At 61.3% G+C, this 18,118-nt stretch carries 24 protein-coding genes; 10 read left to right on the forward strand and 14 right to left on the reverse strand.

The features are described from left to right. Positions 1 to 65 precede the first annotated feature (65 nt). Both MY494_RS02115 and dxs read right to left on the reverse strand, forming a co-directional pair. A complete protein-coding gene (locus tag MY494_RS02115; protein ID WP_247911088.1) occupies positions 66 to 1,277 on the reverse strand; it encodes an NAD(P)/FAD-dependent oxidoreductase in 1,212 nt (403 codons plus the stop codon). After that, positions 1,270 to 3,177, reverse strand: a complete 1,908-nt coding sequence (gene dxs, locus MY494_RS02120; protein WP_247911089.1) for a 1-deoxy-D-xylulose-5-phosphate synthase — start codon at positions 3,175 to 3,177, stop codon at positions 1,270 to 1,272. Before dxs ends, MY494_RS02115 begins: the two co-directional genes overlap by 8 nt. Before the next feature lie 118 nt (positions 3,178 to 3,295). On the opposite strand from dxs, the gene ilvA reads away from it, so the two are divergent. From ilvA to MY494_RS02135, 3 genes are read left to right on the forward strand one after another with little or no spacing between them, the layout of a single operon-like run. Next, positions 3,296 to 4,888 (forward strand): threonine ammonia-lyase, biosynthetic, encoded by a 1,593-nt coding sequence (gene ilvA, locus MY494_RS02125; RefSeq protein WP_247911090.1) that lies wholly within the window; start codon positions 3,296 to 3,298, stop codon positions 4,886 to 4,888. 31 nt (positions 4,889 to 4,919) lie between these two features. Next, positions 4,920 to 5,555, forward strand: a complete 636-nt coding sequence (gene scpB, locus MY494_RS02130) for an SMC-Scp complex subunit ScpB (RefSeq protein WP_247911091.1) — start codon at positions 4,920 to 4,922, stop codon at positions 5,553 to 5,555. 55 nt (positions 5,556 to 5,610) lie between these two features. Then, positions 5,611 to 5,898: a YggT family protein gene (locus MY494_RS02135; RefSeq protein WP_247911092.1), complete on the forward strand. Its 288-nt coding sequence runs from the start codon at positions 5,611 to 5,613 to the stop codon at positions 5,896 to 5,898. Here the strand turns inward: MY494_RS02135 and MY494_RS02140 are convergent. Both MY494_RS02140 and MY494_RS02145 read right to left on the reverse strand, forming a co-directional pair. Next, a complete protein-coding gene (locus MY494_RS02140) occupies positions 5,895 to 6,404 on the reverse strand; it encodes a hypothetical protein (RefSeq protein WP_247911093.1) in 510 nt (169 codons plus the stop codon). The two genes, MY494_RS02135 and MY494_RS02140, sit on opposite strands and share 4 nt — an antisense overlap. Positions 6,405 to 6,423: 19 nt before the next feature. After that, the gene (locus MY494_RS02145) at positions 6,424 to 6,753 is read right to left on the reverse strand and encodes a nucleoside triphosphate pyrophosphohydrolase family protein (protein WP_247911094.1); all 330 of its coding nucleotides are present in this window, start codon (positions 6,751 to 6,753) and stop codon (positions 6,424 to 6,426) included. Positions 6,754 to 6,814: 61 nt separating this feature from the next. Here MY494_RS02145 and pyk point away from each other — a divergent pair, with 61 nt between their 5' ends. The 4 genes from pyk (at position 6,815) to ftsH (ending at position 11,949) form a co-directional block, all read left to right on the forward strand. Further along, positions 6,815 to 8,272, forward strand: coding sequence for a pyruvate kinase (gene pyk, locus MY494_RS02150; RefSeq protein ID WP_247911095.1), 1,458 nt, complete (start codon positions 6,815 to 6,817; stop codon positions 8,270 to 8,272). Positions 8,273 to 8,299: 27 nt separating this feature from the next. Further along, positions 8,300 to 9,529, forward strand: coding sequence for an ABC transporter permease (locus tag MY494_RS02155; RefSeq protein WP_247911096.1), 1,230 nt, complete (start codon positions 8,300 to 8,302; stop codon positions 9,527 to 9,529). A 168-nt stretch (positions 9,530 to 9,697) separates the two neighbouring features. Further along, the gene (locus MY494_RS02160; RefSeq protein WP_247911921.1) at positions 9,698 to 9,901 is read left to right on the forward strand and encodes a DUF1830 domain-containing protein; all 204 of its coding nucleotides are present in this window, start codon (positions 9,698 to 9,700) and stop codon (positions 9,899 to 9,901) included. 110 nt (positions 9,902 to 10,011) lie between these two features. Further along, positions 10,012 to 11,949 carry an ATP-dependent zinc metalloprotease FtsH gene (gene ftsH, locus MY494_RS02165; protein ID WP_247911097.1) on the forward strand — a complete coding sequence of 646 codons (1,938 nt, stop codon included), beginning with the start codon at positions 10,012 to 10,014 and terminating at the stop codon, positions 11,947 to 11,949. A 33-nt stretch (positions 11,950 to 11,982) separates the two neighbouring features. On the opposite strand, the gene MY494_RS02170 is transcribed toward ftsH, so the two are convergent. Beyond that, on the reverse strand, positions 11,983 to 12,183 hold the full coding sequence (locus tag MY494_RS02170) for a DUF2256 domain-containing protein (RefSeq protein WP_247911098.1): 201 nt from the start codon (positions 12,181 to 12,183) through the stop codon (positions 11,983 to 11,985). 18 nt (positions 12,184 to 12,201) lie between these two features. Beyond that, positions 12,202 to 12,792 carry an ATP-dependent Clp endopeptidase proteolytic subunit ClpP gene (clpP, locus tag MY494_RS02175; RefSeq protein ID WP_247911922.1) on the reverse strand — a complete coding sequence of 197 codons (591 nt, stop codon included), beginning with the start codon at positions 12,790 to 12,792 and terminating at the stop codon, positions 12,202 to 12,204. Between the two features lie 102 nt (positions 12,793 to 12,894). Here clpP and psb29 point away from each other — a divergent pair, with 102 nt between their 5' ends. Further along, the gene (psb29, locus tag MY494_RS02180) at positions 12,895 to 13,575 is read left to right on the forward strand and encodes a photosystem II biogenesis protein Psp29 (RefSeq protein ID WP_247911099.1); all 681 of its coding nucleotides are present in this window, start codon (positions 12,895 to 12,897) and stop codon (positions 13,573 to 13,575) included. Here psb29 and MY494_RS02185 read toward each other — a convergent pair. The 4 genes from MY494_RS02185 to petN are packed head-to-tail and all read right to left on the reverse strand — an operon-like array spanning position 13,572 to position 16,320. Further along, the gene (locus tag MY494_RS02185; protein ID WP_247911100.1) at positions 13,572 to 14,801 is read right to left on the reverse strand and encodes a hypothetical protein; all 1,230 of its coding nucleotides are present in this window, start codon (positions 14,799 to 14,801) and stop codon (positions 13,572 to 13,574) included. The genes psb29 and MY494_RS02185 overlap by 4 nt on opposite strands. A gap of 8 nt (positions 14,802 to 14,809) precedes the next feature. Continuing rightward, on the reverse strand, positions 14,810 to 16,042 hold the full coding sequence (cofH, locus tag MY494_RS02190; RefSeq protein WP_371820656.1) for a 7,8-didemethyl-8-hydroxy-5-deazariboflavin synthase subunit CofH: 1,233 nt from the start codon (positions 16,040 to 16,042) through the stop codon (positions 14,810 to 14,812). Then, on the reverse strand, positions 16,039 to 16,194 hold the full coding sequence (locus tag MY494_RS02195; RefSeq protein WP_247911102.1) for a hypothetical protein: 156 nt from the start codon (positions 16,192 to 16,194) through the stop codon (positions 16,039 to 16,041). The genes cofH and MY494_RS02195 overlap by 4 nt, the downstream gene beginning before the upstream one ends. Before the next feature lie 24 nt (positions 16,195 to 16,218). Then, positions 16,219 to 16,320 (reverse strand): cytochrome b6-f complex subunit PetN, encoded by a 102-nt coding sequence (gene petN, locus MY494_RS02200; RefSeq protein ID WP_247911103.1) that lies wholly within the window; start codon positions 16,318 to 16,320, stop codon positions 16,219 to 16,221. Positions 16,321 to 16,397: 77 nt separating this feature from the next. Between petN and clpS the strand changes: the two genes are divergently transcribed. Beyond that, positions 16,398 to 16,709, forward strand: coding sequence for an ATP-dependent Clp protease adapter ClpS (gene clpS, locus MY494_RS02205; RefSeq protein ID WP_247911104.1), 312 nt, complete (start codon positions 16,398 to 16,400; stop codon positions 16,707 to 16,709). 9 nt (positions 16,710 to 16,718) lie between these two features. Here the strand turns inward: clpS and MY494_RS02210 are convergent, their stop codons facing one another. Next, a complete protein-coding gene (locus MY494_RS02210; RefSeq protein WP_247911105.1) occupies positions 16,719 to 16,943 on the reverse strand; it encodes a hypothetical protein in 225 nt (74 codons plus the stop codon). Between the two features lie 79 nt (positions 16,944 to 17,022). Between MY494_RS02210 and MY494_RS02215 the strand changes: the two genes are divergently transcribed. Continuing rightward, positions 17,023 to 17,301, forward strand: coding sequence for a DUF2103 domain-containing protein (locus tag MY494_RS02215; RefSeq protein ID WP_247911106.1), 279 nt, complete (start codon positions 17,023 to 17,025; stop codon positions 17,299 to 17,301). A gap of 1 nt (position 17,302) precedes the next feature. Here the strand turns inward: MY494_RS02215 and MY494_RS02220 are convergent, their stop codons facing one another. The 3 genes from MY494_RS02220 to MY494_RS02230 form a co-directional block, all read right to left on the reverse strand. After that, the gene (locus MY494_RS02220; protein WP_247911923.1) at positions 17,303 to 17,551 is read right to left on the reverse strand and encodes a DUF1651 domain-containing protein; all 249 of its coding nucleotides are present in this window, start codon (positions 17,549 to 17,551) and stop codon (positions 17,303 to 17,305) included. Between the two features lie 137 nt (positions 17,552 to 17,688). After that, complete coding sequence (locus MY494_RS02225) at positions 17,689 to 17,859, reverse strand: hypothetical protein (protein WP_247911107.1); 171 nt, start codon at positions 17,857 to 17,859, stop codon at positions 17,689 to 17,691. Between the two features lie 21 nt (positions 17,860 to 17,880). Further along, positions 17,881 to 18,096, reverse strand: a complete 216-nt coding sequence (locus MY494_RS02230) for a hypothetical protein (protein ID WP_247911108.1) — start codon at positions 18,094 to 18,096, stop codon at positions 17,881 to 17,883. Between the last annotated feature and the right edge of the window lie 22 nt (positions 18,097 to 18,118).

Here is an 18,118-nt window from a genome sequence, read left to right on the forward strand (position 1 = left end):
GCTGTGGTCCTTGTCCTCTTCAGCCCTCCTGGTCCAGGGGGGCTGTTTTTGTAATCATCGCCAACTCAACGCAGACCTATTAAGTAAGGAAGGGCCCGCAGGCCATAGCGCTCAAAGCGGTACTCAAACAAGAGCTGTGAAAGGGCCTCGGCAGTGGCTGTTGCCTGAAGGCCCTCCAGCAACCGCTCCAAGCGGCCATCGGCCCGTTGATCCGCAAGCCCCAACCAGGTGCGTTTTGCCAGACGGCCGCTCAAGGACCAGCGCCATCCGAGCCGCTGGCGCAACCGCTTCGGGTATGCCGCTAAGGCCCTGGGCCGGCCTCCGAGGGCAGCGAGCAAGAGGGGCGCCAACACATCAGCACTGGCGAGGGCATGACGGATCCCTTCGCCACCAAGCAAGTTTCCTGTACTGACGGCATCTCCCAAGCCCACCAGGGCTCCGCGTTGATGCGTTTCACGTCTGCTGATGGTGCTCCGAATCAAGCCGCCATGGCGATCAACGACCGCTTGAGGCTGAAGCTCCAGACGCTGAAGCAGCTGTTGCTGCAACTGATGCAGCGGAGGTTGAGGGCGAGTTTTGTCATGCAATCGGCAGACACCAAGCTTCAAAAGCCCCGGTTGCATCGGAAAGACCCAGCCGTAGCCCTGGGGAACCCAGCGGCTGCCCAGCATGAAACTGAGGCGCCCTGCCCAGTCCTGCCACTGATCGGGAGACACCTGGAGCAACCACTCCACCCCAGAACCGCTGATGAGCGCGCCTCCGGCTGGTTCAGGGTCGCCCAGCAAGGCTCGCTTTTCGCCGGTCGCATCGATCACAAAACGGCTGGTGATGGAGGCTGCGCAACCCCCTTGGCCGCGCAGCTGGGTCCTGGCCAAACCCGAGGCCAGCGTTTGCGACGCGCACACCCTCCAGCCAAGGCGCAGCTCCGTACCACTGGAGCAGGCCTGATCAGCCAACCAGCGGCGCAGCACCGCGAAGTCCAGAACCACCCCGAGTGGGGAAGCGGAAGACCAGGAACGGCGACGTTCGCCTGGACCCAAGAGCTGCCACTGGCTCCAGCGGGAGGCAATCACCGATTCTGGGAGCTGCCAAGCCTCAGCAGCGCTGAGGGGTAAGGCTGCACTGCTGAAGGCGTTCTGAGAGAAATCAGTGAGAGCGTCAACAAGCAAGACCGAAGCCCCGGCTGCACTCAACTGCTGGGCCAAGCGAGATCCCGAGGGACCAGCCCCAGCGATCAGTACATCCCAGATTGTTTGATCAAGGATGGGCTCAGACACCCACGGTCTGACGCTTCAGAGTGCCGAAGCGATTCAGGATCGACTCCGTCATCTGAGCTGGAGTGAGGCCCAGGGCTTCCTTGCTTTGGGCAGGGGTCGCGTGGTCGACGAGGACGTCAGGGATGCCAATCCGATGAACCGGCACCATCAGATCTCTGTCATTGAGGATCTCGACAACAGCGGCACCAAAGCCGCCAGCGAGGCAGCCCTCTTCCATGGTGACGACCTTGCCGATCCGGCTTGCCATCGGCAGGATCAGCGCCTCATCCAGAGGGCGGAGGAAGCGTGCATTAATCACCGCAGCGCGGACGCCCTGTTCTTGGAGCAAACCGGCAGTAGCCATGGCCGGCGCAACCATTGAGCCATAGGCCACGATCAGCAGGTCGTCTCCGTCGGTCAGCAATTCACCGCGACCGATCTCCAGAGGTTCCCAACCTTCCTCCATCAGTGGCGCCCCTTGCCCTTCACCCCGGGGAATACGGAGAGCCGTGGGGCCGTTGTGGTCCAGGCAGGTGACCAGCATCCGCTGCAGCTCAGCTTCATCCTTGGGTGCCATCACCGTGAAGTTCGGCACACAGCGCAGGTAGCTGATGTCGTACTGGCCCTGGTGGGTCGGGCCGTCAGCACCAACGATGCCGGCGCGATCGATCACAAAGGTGACCGGCAGGTTCTGAATCCCAACGTCGTGGATGAGTTGGTCATAGGCACGCTGCAGGAAGGTGCTGTAGATGGCGCAAACGGGCCGCAGGCCTTCGCAGGCCATGCCAGCCGCCATGGTCACAGCGTGCTGCTCGGCGATCCCGACATCGAAGTACTGCTTGGGACGAGCCTTCTCCAGCAAATCCAGACCAGTACCGGTGGCCATGGCCGCCGTGATACCCACCACCCTGGGGTCCTGCTCACAGAGTTTGACCAGCGTTTGGCCGAACACCTTGCTGTAGCTGGGGGGCTTGGGCTTGCTGGAGGGGTAAGCCTTCCCTGTGGCCAGATCAAAGGCGCTCTGAGCGTGATACCCGACCTGGTCCTCCTCAGCGAAGGCATAGCCCTTGCCCTTTGTGGTGGCTACGTGAACCAGGACGGGGCCCTCATGGGCATGGGCCTGCTCAAAGACATCGATCAAACCAGCGATGTCGTGGCCGTCGACAGGGCCCATGTAAGTGAAGCCCAGCTCCTCAAACACTGCCCCAACCTTGGGAACAGCAAGGCGCTTCATGCTCTCCTTGAGGTTCTTGAGCTCTGGCGGGAGCTCTCCATGCATGAACGGCAGGTGCTTGATCGCTTCTTCAGCGTTGTCCTGAAGGAACTGAAGCGGGCGGCTATGCCGCATGCGATTCAGGTGGGTTGAAAGGGCCCCCACAGGAGGGCTGATCGACATGTCGTTGTCATTGAGAACAACCAACAGCCGAGTCTTGGGTAGGTGACCGGCGTGGTTGATGGCTTCGAGAGCCATGCCCCCGGTCAAGGAGCCGTCGCCGATGACGGCCACACTCTTGAAGTCTTCACCCCGTTGATCTCGGGCCAAAGCCATGCCGAGAGCAGCGGAGATGGAGGTGCTGGCGTGACCAGCACCGAAGTGGTCAAAGGAGCTTTCGCAGCGCTTGAGGTAGCCCGCCACGCCGTTCTGTTGGCGCAGCGTGTGGAAATCGTTGTATCGGCCAGTAATCAGCTTGTGGGGATAGGCCTGGTGACCCACATCCCAGACCACGCGGTCCTTGTCCAGATCCAGGGTCTGGTAAAGGGCCAGGGTCAGTTCAACCACACCCAAACCGGGACCCAGGTGACCACCGCTTGTGCTCACCACCTCGAGGTGGCGCTCGCGGATTTGCCGGGCGATTCCTTCCAGCTCAGCGACGCTGAGGCCATGCAGCTGATTGGGATGCGTCAGCTCGCTGAGATGCATGCCTGCGGCCAAGATTTGGATTCAGCCTACGCGCAGCAAGACGCCACCTGGGGTGAATTCGGCACCCCCCTAGACCGATATGCGGGGCTTGCGACACTGGTGTGATCTTCCAGTCGCAATGACAGCCACCGGCTCTGCCCTGAACTCCAGCTCTGGCATGGAAATGCTGCAGCGAATCCTGCGGGCCAGGGTCTACGACGTGGCGATCGAATCCCCGCTCGACCCCGCTCCCAATCTCTCGAGGCGGCTGAAGAACAACGTTCTGCTGAAGCGTGAGGACCTGCAGCCGGTCTTCAGTTTCAAGCTGCGGGGCGCCTACAACAAGATGTCCAGCCTGAGCCCCTCAGAGCTGGAACGGGGGGTGATCGCGGCTAGCGCCGGCAACCATGCCCAGGGCGTGGCCTTGGGGGCCCAGCGGCTTGGCTGCCGGGCGGTGATCGTCATGCCGGTCACGACTCCGGAGATGAAAGTCAGGGCCGTGGCAGCCCGTGGGGCCGAAGTGGTGCTCAAGGGCGATACCTATGACGCCGCCTGCGCTGAGGCCTACCGCCTGGCCGACGAGCGGGGTCTGACATTTATCCATCCCTTCGATGACCCTGAGGTGATCGCGGGTCAGGGGACGATCGGACTGGAGATCCTTCGGCAATGCTCCGAGCCACCCGATGCGATCTACATCGCCGTGGGTGGAGGAGGTCTGATCGCTGGGGTGGGGGCTTACGTGAAAAGCCTTTGGCCTGGCGTCGAAGTCATCGGAGTGGAACCGGTGGATGCCGATGCCATGACCCGCTCACTGGCTCTGGGGGAGCGGGTGAAGCTGGAGCAAGTCGGGCTCTTCGCTGACGGTGTCGCCGTTCGGGAGGTCGGTGTCCAGACCTTTGCCCTGGCACGGGACGTCGTTGACGCCATGGTCACCGTGGACAACGACGCCATCTGCGCGGCCATTAAGGATGTCTTTGAAGACACCCGCTCCATCCTTGAGCCAGCCGGAGCCCTTGCAGTGGCTGGGATGAAGGCCGATATCAGCCGCCGGAAGCTCGAAGGGCGAACCCTCGTGGCTGTGGCCTGCGGAGCCAACATGAACTTTGATCGACTGCGCTTTGTCGCTGAGCGCACCGAGATCACTGAAGACCGCGAAGCGATGTTGGCGGTGGAGATCCCTGAGCAAGCCGGGAGCCTGCGTCAGTTCTGCACCCTGCTGGGTGAACGCAGCCTGACCGAATTCAGCTACCGGCTGGCCGACCCCAGTCGGGCCCACATTTTCGTAGGGGTCCAAACCAGTGGGAGTTCCGACGAACAGGAACTGATCCACAGCCTGCGCGATGCCGGCTTCCCCTGCCTGGATCTCTCCAATGACGAGCTCTCCAAGCTGCACCTGCGGCACATGGTCGGAGGACGCCTGCCGGCCAGCACCGGTGAAGCCGCTGGCCATGGCCGTGAACTGCTCTATCGCTTCGAATTCCCGGAACGACCAGGCGCGCTCATGCGCTTCCTGACGAGCCTGCATCCCAACTGGAATATCAGCATCTTTCATTACCGGAACCACGGTGCTGATGTCGGCCGCATCGTCGTAGGCGTTCAGGTTCCTGAGGCGGAGATGAACGATTGGCAAAGCTTCCTGGATGGCCTCGGCTATCAGTACGCCGACGAAACCGATAACCCGGCCTACCGCCTATTCCTCGGTGAACTGGCCGGCAGCCTGAGCGTGGGATAACTTGCCAACAACGCGCTGTTCGGCACGGGGTATGACAGGCGAAACCCGGGAGCCGATCCCCGCTGATAGCGATGCCATTGCGCTTCAGCCGGCCAGCAGCAACCACTCCCTCCCCGCCCGTTTAGAGGCGATCCTGTATCTCAAAGGCAGGGCCCTGACCCAGGGGGAGCTGGCTGAAATCTCTGGCGCCAGTCGTGATGAGGTCGAATTGGGCCTGATCACCCTGATGGCCGACTACGCGCATCGGGACACGGCCCTGGAGATTCGCCAGGAGGGCAGGCGCTACAGCCTTCAACTGCGAGACGGCCTGGGGGATTTGGTGCAGAACCTTCTGCCCGTCGATCTCTCCACCGCAGCGCTACGCACCCTGGCCACGATCGCGATCAAGAAGCGGATCCTGCAGTCCGATCTGGTCGATCTGCGCGGATCGGGGGCCTACGACCACATCAAGGAATTGCTGGCTCAGAACTTCATTGAGCGCAAGCGCCAAAGCGAAGGTCGCTCCTTTTGGTTAAGCCTCAGCGAAAAATTCCATCGCACCTTCTCCGTCAAGACCGATGAGCTGGTGGCTCAACGCAAAGCCGTGAAGCCGGTTCCTGCCAGCCCCTCTGTTGAGACCAGCAATCCGCCTGCGGTCAGCGATGAGGAATGGGAACAGGCCGCGTAGGCCAATCCCAGCCTCCGCATTCACTCAATAGAGTTCTTCCAACGCAGCTGCAGCCATGTCCATCCTCGGCGATCTGATCGGCGTCCTCATCCAGACCCTCTCGATCTACACGCTGGTCTTGTTTGTCCGGGTGCTGCTGAGCTGGTTCCCCAACCTCGATTGGGGCAACCCTGTGCTTTCGACGGTGAGCGCCATCACCGACCCCTACCTGAATGTTTTCCGGGGACTCATCCCTCCCCTTGGTGGCCTGGACCTCTCCGCAATCGTGGCTTTTCTGGCCCTGCAGTTGCTCCAAGGCTTGTTGGAGCAAAGCCGCGGTTACTTCTATCCAGCGTTCTTCTAAGAAAGATCGGCTTCAGCTACGGCCTGCTCCAGGGGGAGGAGGTCATCAAATTCGCCAGCGCGGGTCCGAACGGGAGCACTGAATCCTCGGGCCTTGACGTTGGAAAAGGTGAAGGGCCCAGGAGTTCCTGCTGGGACCGCGAGACGCAGGGCAAACGTCGAGGTGCCCTGCTCCACATCGCCAATCGAGCCCACCCGTGAGCGGTTCTGCAGCACAGGCTCTCCACTGGCATCCAGGATCTGTGCAAAGACATCGGTATCGAAGACCGTCTTTCGCCCAGGGTTATCAACGCTGCCCCGCAAGACAAAGCAGCTAGCACCGCTGGGACGTTTGAGCTGAGGTTGCGCCCCAACATCCTCGGCAGGACAGGGATCCAAGCTCACGTCGTGGACCGTTAGGCCAGCAGCGAACGCCCCGGGAACAGCGCCGAGGAGCACCACAACCGTCAACGCCAAACCCGCAAGGGCGCTGGCGATCCGGCTTGAAACCGATCTGCGCGTCTGCATCAAGCCTTGCTCCAGGTCTCTAGCGGTGGTCGCCGCTTCCAGAGATCACGTTACGGGCGGCGCGACTGGCCAATTTGTCGAGATTGGACTGCGCAATCTCATCCAGGCTGAAGTCCAACTCGCTCGCCAGCTGAGCGACATACCAAAGGACATCGCCGAGCTCCAGCTTCAGGGCATCCCGTACCTCTGCGCTGAACTCACCGCCGCGATCGCGCAGAACCTTTTTGACCTTGTCGGCCACCTCGCCGGACTCTCCGCACAGACCCAAGGTTGGGTAGATGGGGTTCGAACCCACGTTGGGATAGCGCGCCGTTTGCCTCGCGCCCTGCTGGTAAGCGTTGAGATCCATTGGTACAACAGCGCTGGAGGGCCTCGATGATAGGGTCACTTCACCCCTTTGGCGCCCCCGAATGGCCCTGCCCGATCTCACGCGTCGCACCAAGATCGTGGCAACCATCGGTCCGGCGACTGAATCCCCGGAGCAGCTCCGGCGTCTGATCGAAGCTGGTGCCTCCACCTTCCGGCTGAACTTTTCCCACGGCGATCACAGCGAGCATGCGGCTCGGATCACCACCATCCGCCAAGTTGCGGCTGAGATGGGCGTTCATATCGGGATCCTGCAGGACCTTCAGGGACCGAAAATTCGCCTGGGTCGTTTTAAAGACGGTCCAATCACCGTTGCCAAGGGTGATTCCTTCACCCTGACCTCCAGGGACGTCGAGTGCTGCCAAACCATCGCGACTGTCACCTACGACAAGCTGGCTGATGAGGTCGTTCCCGGCAGCCGAATCTTGCTGGATGACGGCCGGGTGGAGATGGTCGTCGATCGGGTTGAAAAGCCCACCCATACTCTTTATTGCACCGTCACCGTTGGCGGAGTTCTCTCCAACAACAAGGGCGTCAATTTCCCAGACGTTCAACTCTCGATCCGTGCACTGACCGACAAGGACAGGGTGGATCTGGAGTTCGGCCTCAGCCAAGGGGTTGATTGGGTCGCCCTGAGCTTCGTCCGCAATCCATCGGACATGGAGGAGATCAAGGCTCTGATTCGCTCCCACGGCCACAACACACCGGTGGTCGCCAAGATCGAAAAGTTTGAAGCCATCGACCAGATGGATTCGCTGCTTCCGATGTGCGACGGCGTGATGGTGGCTCGTGGTGACCTCGGGGTGGAGATGCCTGCCGAGGAAGTTCCGCTGCTGCAAAAGGAGCTGATTCGCAAGTGCAACACCTTGGGCATTCCGGTGATAACCGCCACCCAGATGCTCGACTCGATGGTGAGCTGCCCAAGACCGACCCGAGCTGAAGTCAGCGACGTAGCTAATGCCATCCTCGATGGCACCGACGCCGTGATGCTCTCCAACGAGAGCGCCGTGGGGGATTACCCGGTCGAGGCAGTGGCCACCATGAGCCAAATTGCCCGTCGGATTGAGCGGGATTACCCCAGCCGCAGCAGCGACGGTCAGTTGGCTTCGACCGTGCCGAACGCCATCTCCCACGCCGTCAGCTCCATTGCCAGCCAGTTGGAGGCGGCCGCCATCCTCCCTCTGACCAAGAGCGGATCCACCGCGCGCAACGTCAGCAAGTTCCGACCCAGTACCCCGATCCTCGCCATCACGAGCGACACGAAAGTCGCCTCCCAACTTCAACTGGTCTGGGGCGTGACACCGCTCGTGGTTTCTGACATGGACAACGCAGCAGCAACGTTTAACCGCGCCATGGAAGTGGCGTCCGAGGCCAACCTGCTTAAAGAAGGTGATCTGGTGATCCAAACCGCCGGTACCTTTGCCGATGTCAGCGGCTCGACCGACCTGGTCAAGGTCAGCGTTGTAGGTAAGGGAACCGTGCTGAACCCGAGCATCGTTTAAAACAGGCCTTAGCTGGCCGTTCCGGCAATGCCCGCCAAGCTGCCCATGCGTGAGACCGTCGGGATGGCCTTGGCCACCCTCAGGGCTAATCGCCTGCGCTCGCTACTCACCATGCTGGGCATCGTGATCGGGAATGCTTCCGTGATCACCTTGGTAGGCGTTGGTCGCGGCGCACAGAACCTCGCTGAAGGTCAGCTGAACACGCTTGGGGCCAATGTCCTGTTCGTGGTTCCAGGCAACAACGACAGCCGCCGGCGCGGCATTGATTTCCCCAAGACCTTGGTTCTTGAGGACGCCGAAGCCATCGCCGAGCAGGTCCCGAGCGTTCGCCGCGTTGTCCCACAGATCACCCTGAGCGCGGTTCTGCAAGCGGGAGCAAAAAGTGCCAGCGCCACCGTCTCTGGAATCAATCCCGCATTTCTGACGGTTCGGCGCTTTGAGGTTGCACGCGGTCGGTTCATCGACCAGCGGGACATGGATGGGGCCCGGAACGTGGTCGTCATCGGCCCCGACCTTAAGCAAAAGCTTCTTCCATCCGGTTCAGCGATCGGACAGCGCATCCGAATACGCAATCAGGGCTTTGAAGTCATCGGGGTGATGGCACCCAAAGGGGCAGTCTTCGGGCAGAACCAAGACGAAGCCGCCTACATCCCCTTGACCACCATGGTCAGCAAACTCTCGGGCCGCGATCCCACCTACGGAGTCAGCCTGAACTTCATCAGCGTGGAGGCCGTCGATGAGGCCAGCACCGGTGCGGCCAAGTTCCAGATCACGAACCTGCTGCGGCAACGACACAACATTCTTCGTGAGGACGACTTTGCGGTTCGCTCCCAAAAAGATGCCCTGTCGATCGTGAGCACCATCACCGGCGGGCTGACCTTGATGCTGGGCGCCATTGGCGCGATCTCGCTCCTGGTTGGTGGCATCGGGATCATGAACATCATGCTGGTCTCGGTCAGTGAGCGAACCTCTGAAATCGGCCTGCGCAAGGCGATTGGAGCGCGGAGCAGTGACGTGCTGACTCAGTTCTTGGTAGAAGCCTTGGTGCTCTCCACCCTGGGGGGATTAATCGGGAGTGGTCTGGGACTTTCGGCCATTGCGATCGTGGCGGCGATCACCCCGCTACCCGCAGCAATTGGCACCAGCAGCGTGCTGGTGACCATGGGCCTCTCGGGAACTATCGGCCTCGTCTTTGGGGTGCTGCCAGCGCGGCGGGCTGCACGACTTGACCCAATTACGGCCCTCCGCAGCCTCTGAAGGAAAGCCATTTCAGGCAATCTTTAGAGAATCGAAAGAAGAAACCGCAAAATCCTTTGAGGTCTCATCGACGACAAATCAGGTCGGAGAAAGCGGCGTGAATGGCCCTCTGAATTCTTAAGGGTTTTGAACCAGCTCCAGTGTGGGTACCAAAACCGCGGCGATCGGATGGTGATCCTTCGCTGCATCGGACCCGATCAGTTTTTCTTGGAGCGCGTGGTGTTTCCAGTGGAAATCCTTGGCTTCGAGGCGCCGGCGGCCTCCGAAATCGAGATCTGGAGTCACTCCTTAGGTGGTCCTGAGCTGCTCGAGCGCTTTATGGCCGAAGAGCTCACCACCGATTTCGAGGTTGAGTGGCCGAAATCGGCCTGAACTTCAGCTCGAATGAGAGGAATGAAGTGCTGCGCCGTCTGAGATCTGCCCAGAACAGGCCTCGCTCGCTTTACACTTGTTAAACATTCAGATCTGCACCTGAGGCGGCCATGAATCAACGCTGGCGAACGATCGTCCTCTGGGTCCTACCCATTGGCGTCGCCGTCTTTCTCGGCTGGCAAGTGCTGGGCGGTGGTTTCGGTGGGGTGAGTCCTTCTTCCGGAACAACCGTTGCCCCCCGCAACGCTGCCGTGGCTCGAATGAGCTACGGACGCTTCATTGACTACGTCGATGCGGGCCGTGTGACAGCCGTGGACATCTTCGATGGTGGTCGGACCGCCGTCGTCGAAGCCGTTGATCCGGACCTGGACAACCGCGTTCAGCGTCTCCGGGTGGATCTCCCAGGTCTCGCCCCTGAGTTGGTCAACAACCTCAAGGAGCAAGGCATCAGCTTTGACATCCACCCCCCCCGCACGGCGCCTCCGGCACTCGGCCTGCTTGGCAATCTGCTCTTTCCCCTTCTGTTGATTGGTGGTTTAGTGCTGCTGTCTCGCCGTGGTGGCGGCGGCATGCCAGGCGGCCCTGGTCAGGCCATGCAATTTGGCAAGACCAAGGCGCGCTTCCTGATGGAGGCTGAAACCGGTGTGATGTTCGACGACGTCGCCGGTGTTGAGGAAGCCAAGCAAGACCTCCAGGAGGTCGTGACCTTCCTGAAGACCCCTGAACGGTTCACTTCGGTTGGGGCCAAAATCCCCAAAGGCGTGCTGCTGGTGGGCCCTCCTGGTACGGGTAAAACTTTGCTCGCCAAAGCCATTGCAGGCGAAGCTGGCGTTCCGTTCTTCTCCCTCTCCGGCTCGGAGTTCGTGGAGATGTTCGTCGGCGTTGGCGCCAGCCGCGTGCGTGACCTTTTCAAGCGTGCCAAGGAGAACAGCCCCTGTCTGATCTTCATTGACGAGATTGACGCCGTCGGCCGTCAACGTGGTGCAGGTGTCGGTGGTGGCAACGACGAGCGTGAGCAGACCCTCAACCAGTTGCTGACCGAAATGGACGGCTTCGAGGGCAACAGCGGGATCATCATCATCGCGGCGACCAACCGGGCTGATGTTCTTGATTCGGCTCTGCTTCGTCCGGGCCGTTTCGACCGACAGGTCCAAGTCGATGTCCCCGACATCAAGGGTCGACTGGCAGTACTCAAGGTCCACTGCCGCGACAAGAAACTCGCCGATGACGTGAGCCTGGAGGCCATCGCACGACGGACCCCTGGCTTCTCGGGCGCCGACCTAGCCAACCTGCTCAATGAGGCTGCGATTCTCACCGCCCGTCGCCGGAAGGAGGCCACCAGCCTCGCCGAAATCGATGACGCGGTCGATCGCATCATTGCCGGGATGGAGGGCAAGCCTCTGACCGATGGCCGCAGCAAGCGCCTGATCGCTTACCACGAGGTCGGACACGCCCTCGTCGGCACGCTGGTCAAAGCCCACGATCCTGTTCAGAAAGTCACCCTGATTCCCCGCGGCCAAGCTCAGGGACTGACCTGGTTCTCGCCGGATGAGGAGCAGATGCTGGTGAGCCGTGCACAACTGCGCGCCCGCATCATGGGTGCCCTGGGCGGCCGCGCCGCAGAGGATGTGGTCTTCGGTTATGCCGAGGTCACCACCGGTGCAGGCGGTGATATCCAGCAGGTGGCATCCATTGCACGCCAGATGGTCACGCGCTTCGGCATGAGTGATCTAGGTCAATGCTCCCTGGATGCAGGTAGCCAGGAAGTCTTCTTGGGCCGTGATCTGATGACCCGTAGCGATGGTTCTGACGCCACAGCGGCGCGTGTTGACGCCTCCGTTCGCAAGATCGTCCAGAGCTGCTACGAAGAGACCGTCAAGCTCGTCTCCGAGCACCGGGCCTGCATGGATCGGGTCGTGGAACTCCTGATTGAGAAGGAGAGCCTCGATGGCGATGAATTCCGGGCGATCGTCAGCGAATTCACCACCGTCCCTGAGAAGGAGCGTTTTTCTCCTCTGCTCAACACTGCTGAAACGGCTTCGGCCTAAGGGCTACCAAGCAGTTCACAACAAAGCCCGCGGTTAACCCGCGGGCTTTTTGCTGTCTAGACCCTGATTGCGACAGCGATCGGAGCAGTAAATCACCTGCTCCCAAACTGAAGCCCACTTCTTACGCCACTGGAATGGGCGCTGACAAACAGGACAGAGTTTGCTTGGGCGTTCACTTGGTGGTCGGCCACGGCCGCCCACCGCTCCGCTGCGTTGACCGCGGCCGCGGGGCATGGTTCTTCTTGTCGGCGATCAGACAGGGCGAACAGGACGCTTATCGATCACCTTGTCGATCAAGCCGTATTCAACCGCTTCAGCGGGAGACATAAAGAAGTCCCGGTCGGTGTCGTCCTCAATGCGGCTCAGGGGCTGGCCAGTGCGATCGGAGAGTTCCTGGTTCAGCTTCTTCTTGAGATACAGGATTTCATCGGCCTGGATCCGAATGTCACTGGCCTGGCCCTGGGCACCACCCAGGGGCTGGTGAATCATGATCCGCGAGTGGGTCAAGCTGCTGCGCTTGCCCTTGGCGCCAGCACAAAGCAGGAAGGCACCCATCGAGGCCGCCAGACCAACGCAGACGGTCTGCACGTCGGGCTTGATGTGCTGCATCGTGTCGAAGATGCCCAGGCCGTCATAGACGGAGCCACCCGGGGAATTGATGTAGAGGAAGATGTCCTTCTCGGGGTCCTCTGCCTCCAAAAACAGCAGCTGGGCCACGATCCGGTTGGCGGACTCGGAGGTCACCGGCTCGCCTAAAAAGACGATGCGCTCCCGCAGAAGACGGGAATAAATATCGAATGCCCGCTCACCACGGCCCGACTCTTCGATCACGATCGGGATCATGGTCACTGGGAGGTTCTGCAGGTAGGCGGATCTTACTGAGGTTGTGCCCTGTTCAGCGTTCTCAGCGAGCTAGGGTCGCCCCAACTTGATGGATGTTCCAGCGTGAGTGCGAGCCTCACCGTTGCCGATAGCAAGCGGGCCTTTCACAAGGCATTCCCCTACGTCATTGCCCCGCTCTACCGCCGCTTGGTGGACGAGTTGCTGGTGGAGCTGCACCTCCTGAGCCACCAGAAGGGCTTCCACCCTGATGGGCTGTTCGCAGTGGGGCTGACCCAGGTCTTCGACAGCTTCTCCAACGGCTACAAGCCCGACACTCAACGTGAACCGCTCTTCCTGGCGCTCTGTAGCGCGAACGGTTTCGATGGTGAGGCCTTCCGTCAAATGGCAGCGGATGCCGCCACCCAGGTCGGTCACCACAGCCTCGATGAGGTCAAAGGTTGGCTAAGCAACCGTGGGGAGGGTGCCCCTGCTCCGATTGCCGGCTTGTTGCAGGGTGTCCAAAGGGAAGACTTCCACTACTCCAGGCTGGTTGCCGTCGGTCTGCTCAGCCTTCTCCAACGGGCCCAGGGTGCTGAAGCCATTGATCCTCAGGCACTCCGCAGTGCCGCCCACGAGATTGGCGAAGCGATGGGCTTGATCAAGTCGCGGGTCGACAAGGATCTCAGCCTCTACGCCGGGAACATCGAAAAGATGACCCAGGCGGTGGAACTGATGGAGGAGACCGTGGCCGCTGAGCGTCGTCGCCGTGAACGCGCTGAAGCCGAACACGAGTCGGCGGACTAGAGCTTCAGCTCGCCGTTGAGGGCCGTTTGCCCCTCGCCTGGACTGGAGCTCATGCCGGTGAACTCCAGCTGCCGGGCTTGGCGAACAACCAATGGCAGCAGGGGGGGGAGCAGACCCTTGGCCTGAAGCTGCTTCGGCCGAATCCGCAGGGACCACCCCTGCTCCGATGCCAAAGCTTCGGTCTTGAGATCCCGTGGAGCTGGCCCCAAGAACAGCAGTAGCTGACGATCCGACAGCCAGCGCCAGCCCCCCTGGGCCGCACCATCCCGGCTCCAGAGGCGTTGATCGCCGGACCCAGTCGCCACGGTCAGCCCCTGATCCTTCAGGGCCTGCTCCAACGAGGCCAGGGGTGTCGTCCAAAAAGAGCGGCCATCCCGCAGGAGGAGTTGCACTTGAAGGCCGGCCAAGAAGGGACCCCGTTCAACGGCAACCAGTCGCAACGCAAAGGGACTATCAGAGAGCCGCTTCAGGGCCTCCGCCTTTAATCCATAGCGCTCAGCCAGAGCCTGCTTTAAAGCTCCACTGCTGAGCAGGCCACGGAGCAAGAGTTCAAGCTTCGGCCCCTGAAGCTCAAGCAGTGATGGGGCTGAAAGGGGAATCGCGCGGGATCTGGGCGCAAAGCGCGGGGCAGCCGCCAAGCTGCCGCGGGCCGAGTCAGCCTCACCACTCCAGAGAAGTCTGGACCCTTCACTGGAGAGGGCTAAGCAACCCTGCTGCAAGCTGCCGGCCAGGGGTGCCAGGGGACCGAGCAATGACGACAAACCCGCAGCACTCCAATAGACGGCATCGCTGCGCTTGAGTTGCTGCGCGCAGCGGCGCTCCAGGCCGCGCAACGACGGGCGCTCCAAGGTCAGTCGCTCCTGCAGTTGTTGGCGAACCAGGGCATTAGGAGCCACCAAGGTCAGCTGCTGATGGCGGAAGGCATGGGCCGGTAAGGGAGATAGGGCGGGTGCCTCGAGGACCAGGACCGCACCCGATGAACCATGGGACCCCCAGAGTTGCCACCAGAGCTGCTGACGGGCGGACCAAAGTGGAGCAGCTTGGGAACCAAGGCGGTCTATCCAAAGGGAGGGCGGTGGATCGGCCGGGCGTGAGCGATGGGTTTGAAGGAGGGACGCCTCAAGCAGAAGCCGATCCAGACCGAGCGCAGATCCCCTGGGGAACAGACACAAGGCCAAGGCCGGTAGCGCGAGCAACAGAGCGGTGAGGCCCAGGGTGGCGCGCATGCCCTTCATCAAGCCAAGGATCCGTAGAGAGTGGTGCGCTCTCGCACCGGCCGACCCACTTCAAGCGCAGCTGAACGGAGGGCCTCAACCGATTGGCAGGTGCCCCCCTCGGCTCCGGCCATGCTGGTGATGCTCTCCTCCATCAGCGTCCCGCCGAGGTCATTGCAGCCCCATCGCAGGGCCTCGGCAGCACCAGACAAGGTGAGCTTGACCCAGCTGGGCTGGTGGTTGGGAAACCATGGCCCTAACAGCAGTCGACACTGAGCTGTCAGCCGCAGCATCTCAGCTCGATCCGGTTGATCCCGTCCCACGCGATGGCGCAACGCTGCCGGTGCTTGAGCGCCAATAAAGGGGAGCAAAACAAACTCGGAAAAACCACGCTGCTGGGATCGCTCGGCCTCCTGCTGGAGAGCAACGAGGGTGAGGAGATGAAGAGCACGGTCACGGCTGGTCTCAATGTGACCGGCCATCAAGGTGGCGGTGCTGGGGAGTCCGGTGCGATGGCACTGAAGGATCACGGCACACCACTGCCGGGCCGTGATTTTCTCGGGACAGAGCTGACGCCGAACGTCTTCACTCAAAACCTCAGCAGCGGTGCCCGGGATCGAGGCCAAGCCTGCATCGCGAAGCCGCTCAAGCACGGCCTGCAGGGGAATCCCGTCCTGCTCCGCAATGAACAGGAGCTCCTGGGGTGAAAACGCATGCAGATGCAAGCCAGGTGCTGCCTCGGCCAGGGCCTCCAAAAGCTCGGCGTAGTAAGTGAGGGCCGAACCATTGGTCCGGGCCTGCGGATTCAATCCCCCTTGGATACAGAGTTCGGTTGCCCCAAGGGCTGCAGCTTCAGAGGCTTTGCCTTGCAGCAGCTCACGGCCATGCCAGTAGGCACCAGCTGCACCGGCATCACGACGAAAGGCGCAAAAACTGCAGTGCTGTACACAGTGATTGGTGAAATTGAGATTTCGGTTCACCACGTAGGTCACCGTCTCACCCACCAGCTCTTGCCGCAGGGCATCGGCCTGCTCTTGGAGGCTGGCGGCATTGGTCGTTGCCATCAGGACCTCAGCCGCAGCCAAGGCAGCTGGGCTTGAGGGATTCAGCCGAACGGCCGCCCGCAAGGGCTGGAGCAGTCCTGGAGTCCAGGGGACAGAATCCTGAGAATCAGATGACTCCGGAGCTGTGACCAACAGCTCGACGGAACGCTTCCAGGCCCAAGGTTCAAAAACCCCCGGCTCGCCGGTCACTTGCGGGCGCGGGAGGATTGAACGGGTTGTTGGCGACGACGCCTGTCCCGCCATTCAATTGTGGAGAGATAGATCACTCCACCACTGACAAAAACCAACAGTGCGGCGGAGGTCACCGCCAGCACACTGTTGAGATTGATTGACTCAATCACGGATGAGTGACCCGAAGCTCAAGCTCAGAAGTTGATGGTGCCGTCGCCGTTGCGGCCCCACACCACCATGGCGATCGAGAAGGTGAAGACGGCGGCGAGAGCGGCCCAACCCACAGTGATCAGCATCGTTGTGCGACAAGCGTTTGAGTCAGTGTAACCAGGGCTGTGACCCAAACTGGATCTGATTTGTTGGCTGTCTCGAGATGCAACCCATCCGCTCCATCAGCTCCTCGCCAGGTGGCCAGGCCGTCATGGAGCGTCAACAGGTGCGGGCCCCTTACCCGACAGGTCGGGTCATCGTTCTCAACGACGACCACAACACCTTCCAGCATGTTGTGGATGTACTGGTGAGACACATTCCTGGCATGAACTCCGACCGTGCTTGGGAGCTGGCCCATCAAATCGACTCCCAAGGTTCTGCTGTGGTCTGGAGTGGGCCTCTGGAGCAGGCAGAGCTGTACCACCAGCTCCTCGCCGGAGAGGGCCTGACCATGGCCCCCGTCGAACGGGGCTGAAGACGGAAATCAGGCGAAACGCCGTTGCAGCAGTTCGAACATCGGCAACGTCCGCAGACGCTCCTGTTCAGCATCCAAAACGAAGGACAGGATTCGGCCGGAACAGACCGCCACACCTTTGACACTCTTGTCGGAACTGCGCTCAACACTGACCAACTGTGCGACGCCACCGAGCTCGTCACTGAGCCGTTGACGCAGCTGCTCGCGCAACTCAGGAGCCTGCTGGCCTGCCATGCGGCAAAACGAGGGGACAGCATCTTTAGCAGCGGCGACGGCATCCGGCTACGGGGTCTGAGTTTCTAGGGTGCTCGACATGGGACGGCTGGTCATCACCCACAGCACCTACCTCGAGGGCCTCATTCCCTGCCTCAAGAAGTTGATTCGGGAGCCTGAGATCGACACGATCACTCCGGCGGTCATCTCGCGGGTCAAGGGACGGGCACCAGAGCTGCGCTTGAAGGTCTCGATTCCGATTCGTGGTGGATGGAAAGTGGTCGCGCGACGGGGAAGCAGCGCCCAAGAGGTGTTTGTGGTGACAGGGCTGAGCGCTGTGGAACTGGAAGAGCGGATCCAGCAGGTCCTTTCGAGGTGAGCTAAACCTCGAGCTCCTGGCCCCATTGGGGGCTCACCTCAACCCAACCTCGCCTCAGGAGAGACCGCCAAAGCTCAATTGCCTGGTCTCGGTGGAGGTGGTCACGGGACTGGAGCAAAGGGGGCTGAGCTGGAAAAGGTCGCCCTGAATCGACGAAGACCATCGGGTCTTGCGACCAACTTTTTTCGTCGCGATGGAAGCGCTTGGTCGCGAGCGTGACGGAATCTTGGAGCCAACCGTGTCCTGGCATGGGGGCGTGACGACTGAAGCGGCCGGCCAGACCCAATCGGAAGCCCGAAACGTGGCGTAGGGGGAAGCAACAGGGGGCATCAACCCGGCGCAAGTACACCTGTACTAGCCGGCTTTTGCTGAGCTGTCAACAATCGGCTATGGCCGGCGCTCCGCCAGAGCTTTCATGACTTGCCGGCGCACGCGATTCATCTGCGTGCGCTCCTTCTCGTAACGGGTCGTCCGCGTGAAGCCGTAAAAGAGCACCAGCCAGGTCGCACTGAGCCCCGCCGCGATCAGCGCAACTGAGACGACGCTGACATCCCCCACCGCGGCTTCGCTCAGGAAGCCCTAACGGTAAGAGCGACTGCAGAGACCGAGCCTCCAATCACTAATGCAGCGTCTGGCTTCCATGCGTTTGCGGTGCTGGCGGGCCAGCTCCCTGCGCTCCCAATCGCTGAGGTGCTCTTGGGACTCCGCCGAAGAGGGTTGATTGATCTCCGCGAGCACTGGTGAGACCAACAAGCCCAGGCTGCAGCCGAGGGCAATTAACAGTCGCTGCGTCATCGAGCGGATCCTGTTCTGACCC

The sequence above is a fragment of the Synechococcus sp. A10-1-5-1 genome, assembly GCF_023115425.1.
Classification (GTDB): domain Bacteria; phylum Cyanobacteriota; class Cyanobacteriia; order PCC-6307; family Cyanobiaceae; genus Vulcanococcus.